Raw genomic sequence first — 17340 nt, 5'->3', positions numbered from 1 at the left:
CCGGCCAACTGGGGCGATTTCACGGTCCAGAATTATGTCGACGTGTTCGACGAGCGCTCCGGCGTCGCGTCGATACCGGAGTCGTTCGTCAACTCGCTGGCCATCGTGATACCGGCGACGGTCATCCCGATCGCGATCGCCGCCTTCGCGGCGTACGGATTCGCGTGGATCGATTTCAAGGGCCGCAACTGGCTCTTCATCGCCACGGTCTCGATGCTGGCGCTGCCGAACCAGATGACCTTCATCCCGCTGCTCCAGCTGTTCAACAACGGCGCCCACATCACGCTCGGCGGCCAGACCTTCGTGCTGTTCCCCGAGTTGGGCCTTCGCAACACCGCCGCTGCGGTGTGGCTCACCCACATCGTGCCCGGGGTTGCCGCTGGCGATCTTCTTGCTGCACAACTACATGAGCCAGCTGCCGAAGGACATCTTCGAAGCCGCACGGATCGACGGCGCCAACCACTTCACGATCTTCTGGCGTCTCGCGTTTCCGCTGTCGAAGCCGGCCCTGGCGGCGTTCGCAGTGTTCCAGTTCCTCTGGACGTGGAACGACTTCCTGGTGGCCTCGGTGTTCCTCAACGACAACGAACCGCTGACGGTCACCCTGGTCAACATGGTCGGTCAGTTCGGCGACGGGTTCCAGCCCTGTTCCCCGCCGCCTTCATCGTCATGTTGTTGCCGCTGATCGTGTTCTTCGCCCTGCAGAAGCACGGCGTGAGGCCCGCTGGCGGGGTCGGTCAAGGGCTGAGAGACCGGGGCCGTTCTCAGGACCGGATGGCGAGGCCCGACTCGGTGTCGAAGTAGTGGAGGCGATCCGTGCGGACCGCGATCTCCACGGTTTGGCCCTTGGCCGCAGTGCTGTGCGCATCGAAACGGGCCGCGATCCGAGACGGGTGTTCGCGACGGACGTCGTCGAAGCCGCCCAGTGTCGTGCCGGCGACGTCTTCGGGAAGATCGAGCGCATCCTCCGACACGACCGGGACGGCATCGATGCCGAAGTGCACGATGCGTTCGAAGCCGAGAGCTTCCACGTTCTCGATCGTGGACCGGAGCCGGCGATCGGCCGGATGGTCCGGCACGATGCTCGCGTCCTCGAGCTCCTTCGGGCGGATGCCGACCACCAACGGTCGGTCGAGGTAGCGCTCGAGCGCAGGGCGGCTGTCGAGCACAGACCGGGGAACGGTGAGCGTCTGTGACCCGACGCTGACGGAGAAATCGTCGCCGGCGCGGGTGAGCGTTCCCTCCATGAGGTTCATCGACGGCGATCCGATGAAGGCGGCCACGAAGAGATTGTCGGGATCGTCGTAGAGCGTCTGGGGTGGCGCGACCTGCTGGAGGATGCCGCGGTTGATCACGGCGACCCGGTCGGCCATCGTCATCGCCTCGACCTGGTCGTGGGTCACGTAGAACGTGGTGACCCCGACCTTCTCCTGGAGGTCCGTGATCTCGGCTCGCATCTGGACGCGCAGCTTGGCGTCGAGATTCGACAACGGCTCGTCGAGCAGGAACACCTTCGGACGACGAACGATCGCCCGACCCATCGCGACCCGCTGGCGCTGGCCGCCCGACAGTTCGCCCGGCTTGCGGTCGAGGAGCTCACCGAGCTCGAGTACTCGGGCCGCTTCGTTGACGCGCTCCACGATCTCGGCCTTGGGTCGTCGAGCGAGCTTCAGGGAGAACCCGATGTTCTCGCCGACCGTCATGTGCGGGTAGAGGGCGTAGTTCTGGAAGACCATCGCGATGTCGCGATCGCGCGGATCGAGGTCGTTGACCACCTCGCCGCCGATGTAGAGCTTGCCGCCGCTGATCTCCTCGAGGCCGGCGATCATGCGCAGGGTCGTCGACTTGCCGCAGCCCGATGGACCGACCATCACGAGGAACTCGCCCTCGGCGATGTCGAGGTTGAGGTCGGTGACGGCCTTGAACCCGTTCGGATAGCTCTTCTCGATGCCCTCGAGCTTGACTTCGGCCACGTGTCCCCCCAGGTGTGCGGCGATGCAACCGCTTACAGTACTTCTGTTCGGGGCAAGATTCCATCAAGACCGATCCGTCGGCCTCGCGGCCGGCATGGTCGTACCACCGGGTCGTGCCAGCATGGGTGGGTCGAGAGGGGAACTGCTGATGGCGATGGTGTTCTCGGGGAAGCCGTCCGACGATCTCCCGGAGGTCCTCGCCACGGGGACGACCGACGTGAGCACGGTCTTCGTCTCGTTGTCCGCACGCGCCGCCGACGGCCGGGACGCCGACTACATCGAGTGGCACTCGCTCGATCACCGGCCCGAGCAGTACCGCGTGGCCGGGCTCCGTCACGCCCAACGGCTGGTGTCGACACCCGCATGCCGAGCCGCCCGAGCGGCCGACGACCCTCGCTTCACGGCCGTCGACCACGTCATGAGCTACTTCTTCGCCGACGATGCCGCGCTCGCTCCGTTCGCGGCGCTCGGCGCCGCGCTGCGGCTGGGCGGTCGGATGCCGCTCCGGCTCCCGAGCGTCGAGCTCGGCGTCTTCCAACGGGCCGGCATGGTCGCGGCGCCCAGGGTCGTCGTCGGAGCCGACGTGGTGCCGTGGCGACCGACCACCGGCGCCTACCTGCTCATCGAGGAGGGCGGGAGTTCGCCGGTGACGTTGGTCGACACCCCGGGCGTCACCGGTGCGTGGTGGCTCGACGGGCGCGAGGGTCCGGCGCCCTTCGACACGGATCATCGGGGACTCCAGCTCACGTATCTGTTCCTCGACGACGATCCGGTCGCGGTCGCCGAACGTCTGCGAGCGCCGCTTCAGGCGCGTTGGCACGAGCATGGGGCGCGTCCGCTGTTGGCCGCGCCGTTCCACGAGGTGGTGCCGAACGAGTGGGGGCGACATCTGCCCTAGCGGACGCGGTCAACCGTGGGAGGGTGGGGGAATGGAGCCGCGGGATGAACTCGTCGATCTGGTCGTCGAGAGGGAAGCAAGCGTCACGGCGTCGTTCGCCGACGGACATGTGGCGACCTTCGGACTGGAGCAACTCCGCCTCGCGTGCCCGTGCGCCACCTGTCGTGCCCTACGAGATCGAGAACAACCGGTCTGGTCGCCGTCGCCGATGTCGCCGTTGCGGATCGCCGATGCACGCCTGCACGGCGCATGGGGCCTCAACATCACCTGGAGCGACGGCCATTCCACCGGCATCTACCCGTTCGAGGCGCTGCGGCGCTGGTCGGAACAGGCCTGACGTCGTGGTCAGCGACGCTCGAGGCTGACCACGTTGAGCGGACCCCGCCGTACCGTGGCCGTCGCCTCGTGGCGCTTGCCGCCGAACCAGACGGCGGCCTGATCGTCGGCCTCGAGGTTCTTGACCCATTGTGAATTGCCGCGCACGGTCGACACGACAACCCGATCGCCGACGCGGAATCCCAGCACCGGTACCTCGCGAGGCAGACCGCTGACCCGGCCGGTGCTCTCGAGGACCACCGCGCCCAGACCGATCGGGAGGGGCGAACCCAGACCGGCCTTCACGAGCGGTTTCACGACCCGATTGAGTCGTCGGAAGATCTCCTGCTGCGGGTTGCCGGTCACGGGGTCAGTCAATCAGCTGAACTCGGGGTCCACCCACCAGGGGAAGTAGTCGGGCATGTCGGTCGTGGGCGACAGTCGGTAGTCGGGCTCGCGCTTCTCGAGGAACGACTCGACGCCCTCGCGGGCATCGGCCGTGCTCCCCATGTACTGCACACCGCGGCTGTCGAGCTTGTGGGCCTCCATCGGGTGGTCCGCGCCGAGCAGCCGCCACAACATGTGCCGGGTGAGCGACACGGAGACCGCGCTCGTGTTGTCGGCGATCTTCTCGGCGAGGGCGCGAGCAGTCGGCAGCAGGTCGTCGGCGGGCACGACCGACCGGACGAGGCCACCGTCGAGCGCCTCGGCTGCATCGAACACCTCACCGGTGTAACACCACTCGGCGGCACGGCTGATCCCCACCACACGAGGAAGGAACCACGACGAACAGGCCTCGGGGACGATGCCGCGGCGGGCGAAGACGAAACCGAAGCGGGCGTTGTCGCTGGCGATGCGGATGTCCATCGGCAGCGTCGACGTGATGCCGACACCCACGGCCGGGCCGTTGATGGCGGCGATGGTGGGCTTGAGGCAGTCGTAGATGCGCAGGCTCACGAGTCCGCCGGTGTCGCGATGGACGCGATCCGACGCGCCCGAGGCGCCCTGCGCCGTGTGATCGAAGGTGTCGCCACCGCTGCTCAGGTCGGCACCGGCGCAGTAGGCGCGGCCGGCGCCGGTGAAGATGATCGCACGAACGTCATCGTCGGCGTCGGCGTGGTCGAGCGCGTCGAGGAGGTCCTTCGCCATCTGCGGGTTGAACGCGTTGAGGCGATCCGGGCGATTGAGTGTGATCGTGAGCACCCGGTTCTCGATCTCGTACAACAGGGTCTCGTAGGTGGGCAAGGGAGCAGAAGTCATCGGAGCTAGCGTCGCGCGGATGGGCTCGACTCTGAAATCACTCCTCACCTGCGTCATCGGGCTTGCGGTGCTCGCGTCCTCCGGATGCGCCGACGACGGCGGATCCGATGCACTGCCTGCTGAGACCGTGCCCGCTGAGACCGTGCCCGCTGAGACCGTGCCCGCCGAGACCGTGCCGACGGAGACCGCGGCACCCGATGTCGGCGATGAGTCGCCGCCCGCCGAGCGCGACTTCTCGGCGATCTCGCCGATCGTCGAGGCGTACATCGACGAGCACGGGCTCAACGGTGCGGGGCTGATCGTCGTCGACCGCGAAGACGGTGTCGTCCACGAGGACTACTGGGGAGAGTTCAGCGCCGACCGGATCTCGTTGATCGCGTCGTCGACGAAGATGATCACCGCCGGCGTCCTCCTCCATCTCGATGATCAGGGTGTGCTCGACATCGATGCCCCGGTGGCGGATGCCGTCGAGTGGGGGAGCGGGAACCCCGACATCACACCGGCCCAACTGATCTCGAACAGTTCCGGCCTGGTCGGCCTGCTCAACACCGGGTATGTGCCGTACCTGTGCCAGTTCTCGCCGACCACCACGCTCCAGGCGTGCGGCGAGTCGATCTTCACGACACCCGACGACGATGCCGATGTCATCCCTCCCGACACCGAGTTCCGCTATGGCGGGGCCCAGTGGCAGGTCGCCGGCGCCGTCGCCGAGGCCGCCTCGGGCATGTCGTGGGACGAGCTGGTCGACGAGATCTTCGTCCAGCCGTGCGGCCTCCGGACGCTCGCCTACAACAACCCCTTCCTGCAGTTGGGGGTTGCGGGGTTCTCGTACCCGACGGCGTTCGACGGCGACCCGACCACGCTCGCTCCGGTCGACAACCCCAACATGGAAGGCGGTGCCTACACGACCACCGGCGACTACGCCGGGTTGTTGTTGCTGCACCTGCGCGACGGAATGTGCGGTGACACGCAGGTGCTGAGCCCCGATGCACTGGACCGGATGCACAGCGACCGGGTCGCCGAGGCCTATGCGGGCGACGCGGCCATCGACAATCCGGGGTACGGGATGGGCTGGTGGGTGGACCGCGAGTCCGGACGCATCTCCGATGCCGGCGCGTTCGGGACGGTCCCGTGGCTCGATCTCGAGGATGGCTACGGCGCCTACCTGGTGATCGAGGCGACATCGATCCTCGGCCAGGGACTGGCCGAGCAGCTCTTCGCCCCGGTGGAGGACGCAGTCCTCGGCTGACTGCATCGACGGGCTGGTACGGTCCGCGCATGCCCATCGTGTTCGTCCATGGTGTACCCGAGACCCCGGTGATCTGGGGTCCGCTGATCGACGCGCTCTCGGAGCCCGATGCGATCCTCCTCCGCCTGCCGGGGTTCGGATGCGCGTTGCCCGCCGGATTCGAGCCGACGATGGACGGCTACGCCGATTGGCTGAGCGACGAGCTCGCGGCCATCGACGGTCCGATCGACCTGGTCAGCCACGACTGGGGTGCGCTGCTGGCGACGCGCGTGACCGCGCAGCATCCCTCGCTGGTGCGCTCGTGGGTCACCGACATGGGAAACCTCGACGCCGATTTCGAGTGGCACGACACCGCCCGTACCTGGCAGACGCCCGGAGAGGGCGAGGCGTTCATGGACACGATCCTCGGTATGTCCGACGGCGAACGGGCCGAGCTCCTCGGCGGTCTCGGCATCGAGCCGTCGACCGCGGCGCGGCTGAGCCCTGAGGTCGACGCCGTGATGGCCGACGCGATCCTCGCGCTCTACCGCTCGGCGACCGAGATCGGCCCGCAATGGGGCCCCGGCATCGACCAGATCAGCATCCCGATCCTCGCGATCGAGGCCATGCTCGATCCGTTCCGCTCGCCCGGCTCCGCCGCCGCATTCGCAGCCCGCACCGGCGCGCGGTCGGCAGTGCTTCCCGAGCACGGCCACTGGTGGATGACCACGGGCGCGCAGGACGCTGCGGCGCTGATCCGCGAATTCTGGGCCGGGCTCTGAGCGCCCCGCCGGCCGCTCCTGCTAGCCCTGCGCGTCGACGGCGTAGTGACGGGCGCGGGTGTAGTCGGCCTTGCCGTTGGGGGCCCGGGGAACCTCGTCGACGAAGACGACGGATTTCGGTGCCTTGTAGCCGGCGAGCTCGCCCTTCACCGACGCGATGATCGTGGCCTCGTCGACCGTCGCCCCGGGGGTGGTGCTCACCACCGCGCTGACTGCCTGACCGAACTTGTCGTCGTCGACACCGACCACGAGGCAGTCGACGACGCCGTCGACCCGTTTGACGGCCTCTTCGACCTCCTCGGGGAAGATCTTCTCGCCACCGGAGTTGATCACCTGGCTGCCACGGCCGAGCAGGATCAGCGTCCCATCGGCTGCGACCATCGCGAGGTCGCCGGGGAAGGAGTAGCGAACCCCGTCGATGACCCGGAACGTCCTGGCCGACTTCTCCTCGTCCTTGTAGTAGCCGAACGGCACGTTGCCGCCGGCCGCCACCATGCCGACCTCGCCGGAGCCCGGCTCGACCAGCCGGTCGTCGTCGGTGAACACCTTCGTGGTCGGTGACTGGGTGAACGTGCCGGTCTCGGGCGCCAACCCCTTCATCGTGATCTGGGTGCCCATCGAACCCTCGGTCGAACCCATGGCGTCGACGAGCATGACCTGCTCCATGCGTTCGATGAGCTGTTGCTTCACTTCGGAGGTCCACATGACCCCCGATGACTGCATGATCGCGATCGAGGAGAGATCGTACGGGGATCCGTCGGGACGACCCTCGTCGATCGCGCCGAGGAGCGGCTTGGCGAAACTGTCGCCGACGATCGTCACCGAGCTCGCACGATGGCGCTCGACCGTGTCGAGGACCTCGTGGGGATCGAGGCTCCGGTTGGTCAACGTGACCACGTGGGACCCGAGGAGGTGGGGGATGAAGCAGCCGAGCCAGAGACCGGTGCCGTGCATCAGCGGCGCGCACGGTACCGACACGAGCGATCCATCGGTGCCCGCGGCCGCGTCGGCGACATCATGGGCGCTCGTCGGCGCCGGCAGCCCGAGCAGCGGGAACGCGGCGGAGGCGAGGCCGGCGGTGAGGCCACCGATCGCGTACATGACCCCCTTGGGCATGCCCGTGGTGCCACCGGTGTAGAGCATGTAGGTGTCGTCCTCGGCGCGCTCGACCCGAGGGAGTGGATCGTGGGACGCGACGATCTCCTCGTAGCGGCGGGCGGTGGCGACCTGACCGGCCCCGCCGTCGTCGACCTCGATGACGAGTTTCAACTTGGGAAGCCGATCGATCACGTTGGCGACCCGATCGCCGAGCGACGAATGAAAGACGAGGGCTTCGGCATCGGAGTTCTCGAGGAGGTACCGGAGTTCCTCGTCGATGTAGCGATAGTTGATGTTGATCGGGACGCCCCGCATCTTCATCGCTGCGTACTGGGCCTCCATGTACTCGTTGGAGTTGTAGAGGAAGAGGCCGACCTTGGAGTCCCGTCCGAGGCCGGCCGCGACATAGGCCGCGGCGATTCGAGCGGCCCGGTCGTCGTAGTCGGCCCACGTGCGGGTGTCGGACCCGTGCGTGATGGCGGGCCGGTCACCGATCCGGTCCGAAATCGATTCCCAGATCGTGGCGAAGTGCATCTCCATGCCACGGACTCTACGTGCCGGCGGTCGGCCGCTCCGCCGTGACCCTGCCGCCGAGGTGGTGCCGAGGGTGGCGGATGCGGCCGCTCTACCCTGGGGACGTGTCCGACGCCGTGCTCCAGACCTTTCCGCTCGGTCCCCAGTGGCCCACGATCGATCCGTTCCTGTTCGTCGCCCACCACCACGACATGTACCCACGTGGTGATGGCGCGCTCGGCCCCGACGCGTCGCTGGGCGGTCGGTCGATCGGTCAGGACTTCTCGGGCACCGACGGCTGGAGCATGTACCACGGCTCCGACGTGCCCGGCTTTCCGCAGCACCCCCATCGCGGGTTCGAGACGGTCACCTATGTCCGCCAGGGATTGGTCGATCATGCCGATTCGTTGGGTGCGACCGCCCGTTTCGGCCGGGGCGACACCCAGTGGATGACCGCCGGCGCCGGCGTGCAACACGCCGAGATGTTCCCGCTCGTGCGGACCGATGCGCCGAATCCGCTCGAGCTGTTCCAGATCTGGATCAACCTGCCCGCCGCCGACAAGATGGTCGACCCCTACTTCACCATGCTCTGGGACCATCGCACGCCCCGCCACCTCGCGACGGACGAACATGGGCGGACCACGGAGATCACGATCATCGCCGGTCGGATCGGTGAGCAGTCCGGGCCCACCCCACCGCCCGACTCCTGGGCATCCAAGGCCGAGGCCGACGTGGCGATCTGGCACCTGGGGCTCGAACCGGAGGCCGCGTGGACCCTTCCCCGGGCGCTCGGGGAGCAGACGCAGCGGGTGCTCTACGCGTTCGAGGGCTCGACGATCCGCATCGACGGCGGCGAACCGCTCCCGGCGGGAACCGGCGCCCACATTCGCGCCGATCGCGACCTCCCGATCGTGGCCGGGCCGGACGGCATCGACTGCATGCTCCTCCAGGGCACGCCGATCGCCGAGCCCGTGGCCCGCTACGGACCGTTCGTGATGAACACCGACGACGAGATCCGCGAGGCCTACGCCGACTACCAGGCGACACAGTTCGGTGGCTGGCCGTGGCCGTCACCGTCGCCGGATCACGGCACCGATGCCGACCGCTTCGCGATCCACGCCGACGGGCGCCGCGAAGACGTCAGCTGAGCAGCCGCTCGTCGAAGAACACGTCGATGCCACCCTCGGTGACGTGGGGCTCGTGACTGCCGCCCTCGACGATCACGAGGAGGGGTGCCGCTCCCTCGGCGACCAGATGGTCGTGGAGGCGGTATGCCTGGTCGATGTCGACGATGGGGTCGCGGTCGCCGTGCACGATCAACAGGTCGGCCGATCCTGGAGAGAGCTGGGCGGGGCTCGACTCGGTGGCGAGGCGGTCGCAGGTGCCCGGTGATGCCGTGCAGCCCAGCAGCGCCCGGGCGGCATCGACGACGGCGGGTCCGCGCTTGCCGTCGAAGAAGGTCACACCGGGGTCGAGGAGTGGGTCGAAGTCGGTGGGGGCGCCGGCGATCGCGATCGCGGCGACGGCGAGGTCGGCATGGCCGACCATGGCCGCCAGATGACCGCCGGCGGAGAAGCCGTAGACACCGATGCGGTCGGAGTCGAGGTTCCAGTCGGCGTGATGGTCGATGACGAAGCCGACGGCGGCGAGCGCATCGTCGACGGAGTCGGCGACGGTGTCGGGCGCGATCGCGTAGCGGTAATCGACCGCCACCACCGCGTAGCCCCGCTCCGTCCAGTCCCACACGGGCATCGACCGGGCCTTGTCGCCCGAGGTCCAGCCGCCCGGGTGGAGCCAGATGATGGTCGGAAAGGGGCCCGGGAGATCGGGCGTGTAGACGTCGAGGCGGTTGCGTTCGTGGGGGCCGTACGCGATGTCTCGTTGCACGCTCGCGCCCACCTCGGCGGGAGTGCGTTCGACCCGTTCGGGTTCCTGGAGCGACCACCACACACCGATGGCGACGAGGAGGAGGACCGCCAGAACGACGATCCGCCGATTCATCGCACGACCCGCACGGCGCCGTCGGTACGACGCGTCTCGACGACAGGGCGGGGGTCGATCCTCGATGCGCAGAAGCGCCCGCCTTCAGGCCCGCAGGCGTCGGCGACCACACGATTCCGATCGTGCGACTCGACAAGCCATGGCGGTATCCGGCCCTCGGCGAGGAAGGAGAAGATCGCATCGCCGACGAGCAGGGATCCCATCGGTGCAGTCTCTCGCAGCCCGCTCGTCCGACCGCGGAATCACGCCCAGCGGTGCTTCAGCTTGAGAGCGGGTCGTTCGACGAGCCAGTGGGAGATCGCGACCGCGATCGCGGTGCCGATGACGATGCGGATCCGGGAATCCACGTCGGGGACGATCGCCGCGGAGATCGCGAACATCGGGATGTGCCACAGGTAGATCGCGTAGGAGGACTTGCCGATCCGGCACAAAGGAGCCCAGGTCAGCGGCGAGTGGCGGTCGTCGGCCACCGCGCCCACGATGACCGCTACCGAGGCTGCGGCGATGGGCAGATAGCCGAATCCGGCGTGGAGGTCGCCGAATCGGTCGGGGACGAACGAGATCACGAGGATGCCGGTCACCCCGAGCATCGTCAGGCGGCGGCCGAGGTCACGTCCGACTCTCGCCACCAGGTCGACGGAGCATCCCAGCCACGCCCCGAGCAGCAGGAGGATGCCGCCGTGGGAGTGCGTGGCGAAGTAGATGTCGAATCCGGATGCGCCGCTCCAGTGCCGCCACACCGTCATGAGGGCGAGGCCGACGGTAAGTCCTCCGGCGAGCCGACGAACGGCGTCGACACCATGGCGGTGGAGCATCACCACGACGATGACCGGCCACACCACGTAGAACTGCTCCTCCACGCTGAGCGACCAAAGGTGGCTGAACGGTCCGCCGTGGGTTCCCGTCACCACGTCGCGCCAGTTGGCGACGTACGACAGCGCCCAGAGGCTCCGCTCCCCGAGCCGGTCCTCGATACGGGGCACGTCGAGCAGCGCGGCGGCGAGCCACACGCCGGCGACGAGGGCGAACAGAGCCGGGAGGAGACGAAGGCCGCGCCGGATGTAGAAGTTCTTCATCGACACACCGCCGCGACGATGGTGCTCGTCGAGCAGGAGGCGAGTGATCAGGAATCCGCTGAGCGTGAAGAAGACATCGACGCCCACGAACCCTCCGTGGAGCCCGAACCAGCCGCCGTGATAGGCGACCACGACGATGACGGCGATCGCCCGGATGCCGTCGAGCCCTGGCACGAAGCCCATCGGCTGCCAGTCGGCACCGGAGTGCGGAGCGGAGGTGGCGCGACGCGCGGTGGAGGTCACGGAACCTCTATCGGCAGCCGGACGGCGGGAAATGAAGCGCGGGCGGGTCTCGCGCTCCCGCCACGTCGCCACGACCTACGGTGAGGACCGATGGGCACACCGCTCCTGAGCGTCGGACTTCTCCTGTATCGCCGGGTCGACGGCGATCTGCAGGTGCTGCTCGCGCACATGGGTGGGCCGTTCTGGTCGACGAAGGACGACCACGCGTGGACGATTCCCAAAGGACTCCGAGAGGATGACGACCACGACCTTCTCGCAGTCGCTCTGCGGGAGTTCGCCGAGGAGATGGGTTCGGCGCCGGCCGACGGTCCCACCACGGATCTGGGTCCCTGCCGGGCGGGCCGGAAGACGAACCATGTGTTCGCCCGTCAGGCCGACTTCGACGCGTCGCAGGTCGTCAGCAACACCTTCGAGATGGAGTGGCCGCCGAAGTCCGGCCGCACCGAGGTGTTCCCGGAGGTCGATCGGGCGGCGTGGATGAGGCTCGACGACGCTCGACAGAAGCTGGTGAAGGGGATGCTGCCCTTCCTCGATCGTCTCGAGGCCGAGGTCGCACCGTGACTGCGGAGCGGCGTCGCCGGGCCGGCCGGGCGCTCGTGCGGAGCGCTGACGGTCCGCCGGTCGATCCCTGGTTCGAGGACCTCACGGAGCCGGAGCCCCTCGAGGGGTGATCACGACCAGATCGGTGGGTGGCTGAGCCTCGGCATCGGGGAGTTCGGTCACCGTGCGGCGGCGACCCACGACCTGGGCGAGCAGGCGTGTCCCGTCGGGGGTGACGGCGATGCCCTTGGCGCGCAGTGTCGATGCCGGCAGCGACGCGACGATGCCCTCGAAATCGGTCCGGTCGATCGGGTGCGGAACCGGGAGGAGGTGGACGTCGTGGGCGTCGAACAGCTCGGGCGGGGGAGTGGTGGCCACACCTCCCGGTCGGCGGGTCGCGAGATCGAGGAACGATGCGGTGGCGATCGCGTCTGCGGCGTCGAGGATCGGCACCGTCGGCGCGAGGTCGCTCAGGCGGCGTTCGGTCTCCTGTCGTCGATCGGCGGAGGCGAGGTCGAGCTTCGAGAGGACGAAGAGATCCGCAGCCTCGATCTGTTGGCGGACCGATGGCCCGGTGGTCGGGTCGTCGAGTCGTTCCACGAACTGCTCGCTGTCGATCAGCACGACGATGCCATCGAGGCGGAAGCCGTCGCTGCCGGCCCACGGGGCCACCCTCGCCGGGTCGGCCACTCCGCTCAGTTCGACGATGACATGGTCGGGAGGTTCGGGGCGGGCTCGGAGGCTGTCGAACGCCGCGGCGAGCCCTCCGGCGAGGCTGCAGCAGACACAACCGTCGGTCAGTTCGATCGTGTCACCGTGGCGTCGCCGCACGAGCGACGCGTCGATGTTGACGGCGCCGACGTCGTTCACGAGAACGGCGATGGGGCGATCGGTCCTGGCGAGGACGGCATTGATGATCGTCGTCTTGCCGGATCCGAGGTAGCCGCCCAGCAGGGTCACCGGCACCCGGCGACCGTCCCAAGGGGCAATGACCTCATCCATGCGGCTGACGCTACCCGGCTAGCGTCGGACCATGACCGGCCCCATCTTCAACCCGTTCCACGACGGATTCGCCGAGGACCCGTGGCCACATCTGGCCGAGATGCGTGCCGCGGACCCGGTGCATCCACTGGTCATCGGCGGCTTCTCGCTGTTCCGCTACGACGACGTCTTCACCGTGCTGCGCGACCCGTCGCTGAGCGTCGACGACGCCAACGCCGACTTCGGGGAGATGTCCAGAGGTGATCTGCGCGAGGGGCTGGCGGAGTTCGAGGAGTTCGAGTCGATCCTCGGCATGGATCCGCCCGATCACACGAGGCTTCGCCGACTCGTGAGCAAGGCGTTCACTCCACGGACCATCGAGGCGTTGCGCCCGCGCGTCGAGGAGATGGTCGACCGCGCACTCGAGACGATGGCCGCCGAGGGCATCACCGACGTCATCGATCGGCTGGCCTTTCCGCTCCCGTTCGACGTGATCTCCGAGATGCTGGGAATGCCCGAAGCGGACAAGGACCAGATCCGCGACTGGTCGGGCGCGATCGTGAAGACGCTCGATCCGATCCTGAGCGAAGACGAGCTGTCGGCGGCCTTCGCCGCCAACTCCGCGCTCAACCAACACCTCGACGCGGTCATCGAGTGGAAGCGGGCGAACCCGGCCGACGACCTGCTCACGGCCCTGATCGAGGCCGAGGAGGACGGTGATCGACTCACCGCGAAGGAACTGCGAGACCAGGTCTCGCTCCTGTTCGTGGCCGGACACGAGACAACCGTGAATCTCATCGGCACCGGCATCTGGAAGCTGCTGCGAAACCCCGAGCAGTGCGAGGAGTTGCGGGCCGACGCGTCGCTCGATGCCGGCGCAGTCGACGAGCTGCTCCGCTACATCTCCCCGGTGCAGTTCTCCCGGCGTATCGCGGTCACCGACTTCGAGCTGCGAGGCGTCGAGATTCCGGCGCGGAGCTTCATCCAGACCTGGCTGGCTTCGGCCAACCGTGATCCCGAGAAGTTCGGTGATTCGGCCGACGAGCTCGACATTCGCCGGGCCGACGCGGGGCAGCACGTGTCGTTCGGCAGCGGGATCCACTACTGCCTCGGCGCGTCGCTGGCGAAGCTCGAGGGGCAGGTGGCGATCGGTGGATTCCTCCGTCGGTTCCCGAGCGCCCGAGTGATCGGCGATCCGGTGTGGAACGGTCGGATGAATCTGCGAGGCCTCGACGAATTGGCTGTCGACCTAGGCTGAGTACATGTCTGCTCGCCTGACCTACAGCCAGGAAGAACTCCTCGCCGACCACGACTACGCGGATCCCCACGTGGTCCTCGGGCAGCGCCTCCACGGCGGCATGTTGGCCGACGGCACCTACCAGCCGCCGCGGGCATTGGTCCGTGAGCCGGCGCTGGCCGCATGGGAAGCCGCGTTGCGCTCTCGGGGAGGTGAACCGTTCGGGGCGTCGGCCGACCTGCTCGAAGGTCTGCGGATCCCGAACGCGGAGCAGCAGGCCGTGCTCCTGCGCAACGGCCTCGGGCTGCCGTTCTGGAACTCGCTCACCGTCATCGGCAAGATCGAGGCTCGGGGCCGACTCTTGGCCGAGATGTCGTTCCCCGATCTTCAGGACGCGATCGTCGACGACATCTCCGAGATGGCGATCGGACACCTCAACAAGGGCCTCTTGCTCGCCCACGGTCTCGACGAGGGTGGACTCCCCGACCAGGGCATCGGGGGTCACGATGCGATGTGGTTCGCCGCCCGCGACCTTGCGCTCGGCGCCGGGGCATTTCCCGACGTGGATCCGCCGGAGAACATCGGCCGCGCCGATGCCGGGACCCGCCACGTGCCGGAGATCGCGCCCGAGATCGAGGGCATGGTCTCGTTCCTCGCCAACCTGCTGATCATCGAGTTCCGGGCCGAGCTCGGGTTCGCCGACACGCAGCAGGTGCTCCGCACCCCGGATCTCTTCCTCGATCGCCGCGACGAGGCGGAACTCGCGGCCGAGATCGTCGAGCGGATCCGCACCGACGAGTCGATCCACGTGCGGTCGCTCAACCTCTACCTGGGCGAGATGCGGTCCGTGTGGTTCAGGACCCTCGACGGTGGGTCCGTCTCCGGAGCCGAGATCATCGATCGATTCTGGGACGGACTCGTGAGATGGGCGACCGTCGACCAACCGGCGCTCGCCGCAGACGAGTCGCGACGCATCCTGCTCGAGCGGATCGCCACGCACGCCGAGGCCGATCGGGTGCTCGCCGAGTTCGACGCCGCCGCCTGAATTCTTCGGGCTGGTGTTGTCAGTTCTGGCGCTGCCAGGCCGTGCTCAGCTCGGCGGAGTGGCCCCGGAGATCGCCGACGACCGCGTCGATGGCCTCCTTGAACATCGGCACGGGGAGGAACCGGACGCCATAGAGCAGCATGCCGTCGTTGCCTTGCCGGCAATGACGGATCATCGCCCGGCCGTCGATACCGCGGAAGCGCACGTTGACGTGGTCGCCGACGGCGTGGACGTTGCTGTCGGGGACCTCGACGAGGGCACCCTCGAGCGAGATGTCACGGATCCAGGCGGCCGCCGAGACCTCCTCACGGTGCTGCTTGAAGAAGCCGCTCCGTTCCACTCGCACGTTCCACGAGAGATCGAGATTGATCGCGGGATCGTGACGGGGGAGAAGCCGGTCGATGTGTGGTGCTTCGATTCCCATGCAGCTCACGGTACGACTCGCAACGATGGCAGGGAAGAGGCGCAATTCGTTCGGCCCAGGGGAAAGTGCCGTTCGACCCAACTGGGCTACCATTCGCCGCCGCGAGAAAGGTCCCGACATGCCCATCATCCACACCAGCCCTCTGCCCGACGTCGAGATCCCCGTGATGCCGGTCACCGAGTTCGTGCTGCGCCGAGCGGCGTCCACGCCCGACAAGATCGCGATCACCGACGGCCACTCGTCGGGCTACACGTTCGCGGCGCTGCGCGAGGCCGTGCACCGCATGGCCGGTGGCCTGCAGGCCCGTGGCTTCGGGCCGGGTTCCGTGCTCGGGATCATGGCGCCCAACGTCCCGGAATACGCGATCGTGTTCCATGCCGTCGCCGTCGCCGGCGGCACGATTACCACCATCAACCCCACGTATGGCGCCGAAGAGGTCCGTTTCCAGCTGCAGGATGCGGGCGCGTCGCTGCTGCTGACCGTGCCGATGTTCGCCGACGTGGCGACCACGGCCATGGAAGGAACCGACGTCGAGGAGCTGTTCGTCATGGGCGAGGCCGAGGGGGCGACCCCCATGGCGTCGCTCTTCGCCGACCCGATCGACCAGGTCGAGGTTGACCCCCGGACCCATGTGGTGGTGCTGCCCTACTCGTCGGGTACGACCGGCCTGCCCAAGGGTGTGATGCTCACCCACTACAACCTCGTGGCCAACATCTGCCAGATGGAGCACGTCCTCGACTACGGCGACGACGAGGCCGGGCTGGCCGCCCTGCCCTTCTTCCACATCTACGGCATGCAGGTGCTGATGAACGGGCTGATCGCCAATGGTGTTCGGGTGGTGACGATGCCCCGCTTCGATCTCGATCAGGCACTCGCTCTCGTGCAGAACGAGAAGATCACCCGCTTCTTCGCGGTGCCGCCGATGGTCCTCGGGCTCGCCAAGGCGCCGCAGGTCGACGACTACGACCTGTCATCGCTCAAGCAGGTCTTCTCCGGCGCAGCTCCGTTGGGCGCCGAGCTGGCCAACGAGGCCGGCGCCCGTATCGGTGTCGAGGTCATCCAGGGCTACGGCATGACCGAGCTCAGCCCCGTGACCCACAGCACCGTCGAGGGGCAGGGACGACCGGGCACCAGCGGGGTGGCGATCTCCAACGTCGAGTGTCGCATCGTCGATCCCGAGTCTGGCGAGGACCAGCCGGTCGGCGAGCGGGGCGAACTCTGGGTGCGTGGTCCGATGGTCATGACGGGCTATCTCAACAACCCCGAGGCGACCGCGGCCACCATCGACGAAGACGGGTGGCTCCACACCGGCGATGTCGCCATCATCGACGACCACGGGCACTACTCGATCGTCGACCGGATCAAGGAGCTGATCAAGTACAACGGCTTCCAGGTGCCGCCGGCGGAACTCGAAGCCCTCCTGATCACCCACCCGGCGGTGGTCGATGTCGCGGTGATCGGCGTGCCCGACGATGCGGTGGGCGAGCTCCCGAAGGCGTTCGTCACGCTGGCTCCCGGGGCATCGCTGAGCCTCGAAGAGGTCCAGGCGTTCGTCGGAGAGCACCTGGTCAGCTACAAGCAGATCCGTCTGCTCGAAGAGATCGACGTCATCCCCAAGAGCGCGTCGGGCAAGATCCTGCGCCGCGAACTCAGAGATCGGGACAACTGATCGACGTCATCGGCGCCGGTCGCCTGGTCACGCCCGACGGCGTCCTCGTCGACCACG

Annotated in this window: 20 protein-coding genes; 10 read left to right on the top strand and 10 right to left on the bottom strand. The window is 67.8% G+C overall.

Annotated features, from left to right (window positions below):
• Positions 1-32: 32 nt before the first annotated feature.
• Positions 33-356, bottom strand: coding sequence for a hypothetical protein (locus R2707_05340; protein MEZ5244503.1), 324 nt, complete (start codon positions 354-356; stop codon positions 33-35).
• A gap of 17 nt (positions 357-373) precedes the next feature.
• Here R2707_05340 and R2707_05335 point away from each other — a divergent pair, with 17 nt between their 5' ends.
• A complete protein-coding gene (locus R2707_05335) occupies positions 374-685 on the top strand; it encodes an ABC transporter permease subunit (GenBank protein MEZ5244502.1) in 312 nt (103 codons plus the stop codon).
• A gap of 79 nt (positions 686-764) precedes the next feature.
• Here R2707_05335 and ugpC read toward each other — a convergent pair whose 3' ends face one another.
• A complete protein-coding gene (ugpC, locus tag R2707_05330; GenBank protein ID MEZ5244501.1) occupies positions 765-1973 on the bottom strand; it encodes a sn-glycerol-3-phosphate ABC transporter ATP-binding protein UgpC in 1209 nt (402 codons plus the stop codon).
• A gap of 148 nt (positions 1974-2121) precedes the next feature.
• On the opposite strand from ugpC, the gene R2707_05325 reads away from it, so the two are divergent.
• Together R2707_05325 and R2707_05320 are read left to right on the top strand one after the other, a co-directional pair.
• The gene (locus tag R2707_05325; protein MEZ5244500.1) at positions 2122-2871 is read left to right on the top strand and encodes a hypothetical protein; all 750 of its coding nucleotides are present in this window, start codon (positions 2122-2124) and stop codon (positions 2869-2871) included.
• A 31-nt stretch (positions 2872-2902) separates the two neighbouring features.
• Positions 2903-3208: a DUF971 domain-containing protein gene (locus R2707_05320; GenBank protein MEZ5244499.1), complete on the top strand. Its 306-nt coding sequence runs from the start codon at positions 2903-2905 to the stop codon at positions 3206-3208.
• Positions 3209-3216: 8 nt separating this feature from the next.
• Here R2707_05320 and R2707_05315 read toward each other — a convergent pair whose 3' ends face one another.
• Together R2707_05315 and R2707_05310 are read right to left on the bottom strand one after the other, a co-directional pair.
• Positions 3217-3552 carry a nitroreductase family deazaflavin-dependent oxidoreductase gene (locus tag R2707_05315; GenBank protein ID MEZ5244498.1) on the bottom strand — a complete coding sequence of 112 codons (336 nt, stop codon included), beginning with the start codon at positions 3550-3552 and terminating at the stop codon, positions 3217-3219.
• A gap of 12 nt (positions 3553-3564) precedes the next feature.
• On the bottom strand, positions 3565-4446 hold the full coding sequence (locus tag R2707_05310) for a crotonase/enoyl-CoA hydratase family protein (GenBank protein MEZ5244497.1): 882 nt from the start codon (positions 4444-4446) through the stop codon (positions 3565-3567).
• A gap of 19 nt (positions 4447-4465) precedes the next feature.
• On the opposite strand from R2707_05310, the gene R2707_05305 reads away from it, so the two are divergent.
• Positions 4466-5695 carry a serine hydrolase gene (locus R2707_05305; GenBank protein ID MEZ5244496.1) on the top strand — a complete coding sequence of 410 codons (1230 nt, stop codon included), beginning with the start codon at positions 4466-4468 and terminating at the stop codon, positions 5693-5695.
• A 29-nt stretch (positions 5696-5724) separates the two neighbouring features.
• Positions 5725-6456 (top strand): alpha/beta hydrolase, encoded by a 732-nt coding sequence (locus R2707_05300; GenBank protein MEZ5244495.1) that lies wholly within the window; start codon positions 5725-5727, stop codon positions 6454-6456.
• A 21-nt stretch (positions 6457-6477) separates the two neighbouring features.
• Here R2707_05300 and R2707_05295 read toward each other — a convergent pair whose 3' ends face one another.
• Positions 6478-8094 (bottom strand): AMP-binding protein, encoded by a 1617-nt coding sequence (locus tag R2707_05295; GenBank protein MEZ5244494.1) that lies wholly within the window; start codon positions 8092-8094, stop codon positions 6478-6480.
• A 98-nt stretch (positions 8095-8192) separates the two neighbouring features.
• Between R2707_05295 and R2707_05290 the strand changes: the two genes are divergently transcribed.
• Positions 8193-9215 carry a pirin family protein gene (locus R2707_05290; protein MEZ5244493.1) on the top strand — a complete coding sequence of 341 codons (1023 nt, stop codon included), beginning with the start codon at positions 8193-8195 and terminating at the stop codon, positions 9213-9215.
• Here R2707_05290 and R2707_05285 read toward each other — a convergent pair.
• From R2707_05285 to R2707_05275, 3 genes are read right to left on the bottom strand one after another with little or no spacing between them, the layout of a single operon-like run.
• Positions 9208-10068, bottom strand: a complete 861-nt coding sequence (locus tag R2707_05285) for an alpha/beta hydrolase (GenBank protein ID MEZ5244492.1) — start codon at positions 10066-10068, stop codon at positions 9208-9210. The two genes, R2707_05290 and R2707_05285, sit on opposite strands and share 8 nt — an antisense overlap.
• Positions 10065-10271 (bottom strand): hypothetical protein, encoded by a 207-nt coding sequence (locus R2707_05280; protein ID MEZ5244491.1) that lies wholly within the window; start codon positions 10269-10271, stop codon positions 10065-10067. Before R2707_05280 ends, R2707_05285 begins: the two co-directional genes overlap by 4 nt.
• A gap of 39 nt (positions 10272-10310) precedes the next feature.
• Positions 10311-11387, bottom strand: coding sequence for an acyltransferase (locus R2707_05275; GenBank protein MEZ5244490.1), 1077 nt, complete (start codon positions 11385-11387; stop codon positions 10311-10313).
• A 90-nt stretch (positions 11388-11477) separates the two neighbouring features.
• On the opposite strand from R2707_05275, the gene R2707_05270 reads away from it, so the two are divergent.
• Positions 11478-11948 carry an NUDIX domain-containing protein gene (locus R2707_05270; protein MEZ5244489.1) on the top strand — a complete coding sequence of 157 codons (471 nt, stop codon included), beginning with the start codon at positions 11478-11480 and terminating at the stop codon, positions 11946-11948.
• Positions 11949-12029: 81 nt separating this feature from the next.
• Here R2707_05270 and R2707_05265 read toward each other — a convergent pair whose 3' ends face one another.
• Positions 12030-12929, bottom strand: a complete 900-nt coding sequence (locus R2707_05265) for a CobW family GTP-binding protein (protein ID MEZ5244488.1) — start codon at positions 12927-12929, stop codon at positions 12030-12032.
• 31 nt (positions 12930-12960) lie between these two features.
• Between R2707_05265 and R2707_05260 the strand changes: the two genes are divergently transcribed.
• Positions 12961-14166, top strand: a complete 1206-nt coding sequence (locus tag R2707_05260) for a cytochrome P450 (GenBank protein ID MEZ5244487.1) — start codon at positions 12961-12963, stop codon at positions 14164-14166.
• A 4-nt stretch (positions 14167-14170) separates the two neighbouring features.
• Positions 14171-15190, top strand: a complete 1020-nt coding sequence (locus R2707_05255; protein ID MEZ5244486.1) for a hypothetical protein — start codon at positions 14171-14173, stop codon at positions 15188-15190.
• A 19-nt stretch (positions 15191-15209) separates the two neighbouring features.
• Here the strand turns inward: R2707_05255 and R2707_05250 are convergent, their stop codons facing one another.
• Entirely contained in the window at positions 15210-15614 is a 405-nt protein-coding gene (locus tag R2707_05250; protein MEZ5244485.1) for a PilZ domain-containing protein, read from the bottom strand.
• Positions 15615-15732: 118 nt separating this feature from the next.
• Here R2707_05250 and R2707_05245 point away from each other — a divergent pair, with 118 nt between their 5' ends.
• The gene (locus tag R2707_05245) at positions 15733-17283 is read left to right on the top strand and encodes an AMP-binding protein (GenBank protein ID MEZ5244484.1); all 1551 of its coding nucleotides are present in this window, start codon (positions 15733-15735) and stop codon (positions 17281-17283) included.
• The last annotated feature ends 57 nt before the right edge of the window (positions 17284-17340 follow it).

The organism is Acidimicrobiales bacterium (assembly GCA_041394245.1).
GTDB lineage: Bacteria > Actinomycetota > Acidimicrobiia > Acidimicrobiales > Aldehydirespiratoraceae > JAJRXC01.
The sequence above is the reverse complement of the archived record's forward strand: the minus strand, read 5'-3'. Positions and strand labels throughout refer to the sequence as shown.

Coding starts and splice junctions, on each gene's coding strand:
- R2707_05295 (MEZ5244494.1), bottom strand. CDS start 8,094: ATGGAGATGCACTTCGCCACGATCTGGGAATCGATTTCGGACCGGATC.
- R2707_05280 (MEZ5244491.1), bottom strand. CDS start 10,271: ATGGGATCCCTGCTCGTCGGCGATGCGATCTTCTCCTTCCTCGCCGAG.
- R2707_05320 (MEZ5244499.1), top strand. CDS start 2,903: ATGGAGCCGCGGGATGAACTCGTCGATCTGGTCGTCGAGAGGGAAGCA.
- R2707_05265 (MEZ5244488.1), bottom strand. CDS start 12,929: ATGGATGAGGTCATTGCCCCTTGGGACGGTCGCCGGGTGCCGGTGACC.
- R2707_05245 (MEZ5244484.1), top strand. CDS start 15,733: ATGCCCATCATCCACACCAGCCCTCTGCCCGACGTCGAGATCCCCGTG.
- R2707_05300 (MEZ5244495.1), top strand. CDS start 5,725: ATGCCCATCGTGTTCGTCCATGGTGTACCCGAGACCCCGGTGATCTGG.
- R2707_05305 (MEZ5244496.1), top strand. CDS start 4,466: ATGGGCTCGACTCTGAAATCACTCCTCACCTGCGTCATCGGGCTTGCG.
- R2707_05260 (MEZ5244487.1), top strand. CDS start 12,961: ATGACCGGCCCCATCTTCAACCCGTTCCACGACGGATTCGCCGAGGAC.
- R2707_05325 (MEZ5244500.1), top strand. CDS start 2,122: ATGGCGATGGTGTTCTCGGGGAAGCCGTCCGACGATCTCCCGGAGGTC.
- R2707_05255 (MEZ5244486.1), top strand. CDS start 14,171: ATGTCTGCTCGCCTGACCTACAGCCAGGAAGAACTCCTCGCCGACCAC.
- R2707_05270 (MEZ5244489.1), top strand. CDS start 11,478: ATGGGCACACCGCTCCTGAGCGTCGGACTTCTCCTGTATCGCCGGGTC.
- R2707_05250 (MEZ5244485.1), bottom strand. CDS start 15,614: ATGGGAATCGAAGCACCACACATCGACCGGCTTCTCCCCCGTCACGAT.
- R2707_05310 (MEZ5244497.1), bottom strand. CDS start 4,446: ATGACTTCTGCTCCCTTGCCCACCTACGAGACCCTGTTGTACGAGATC.
- R2707_05285 (MEZ5244492.1), bottom strand. CDS start 10,068: ATGAATCGGCGGATCGTCGTTCTGGCGGTCCTCCTCCTCGTCGCCATC.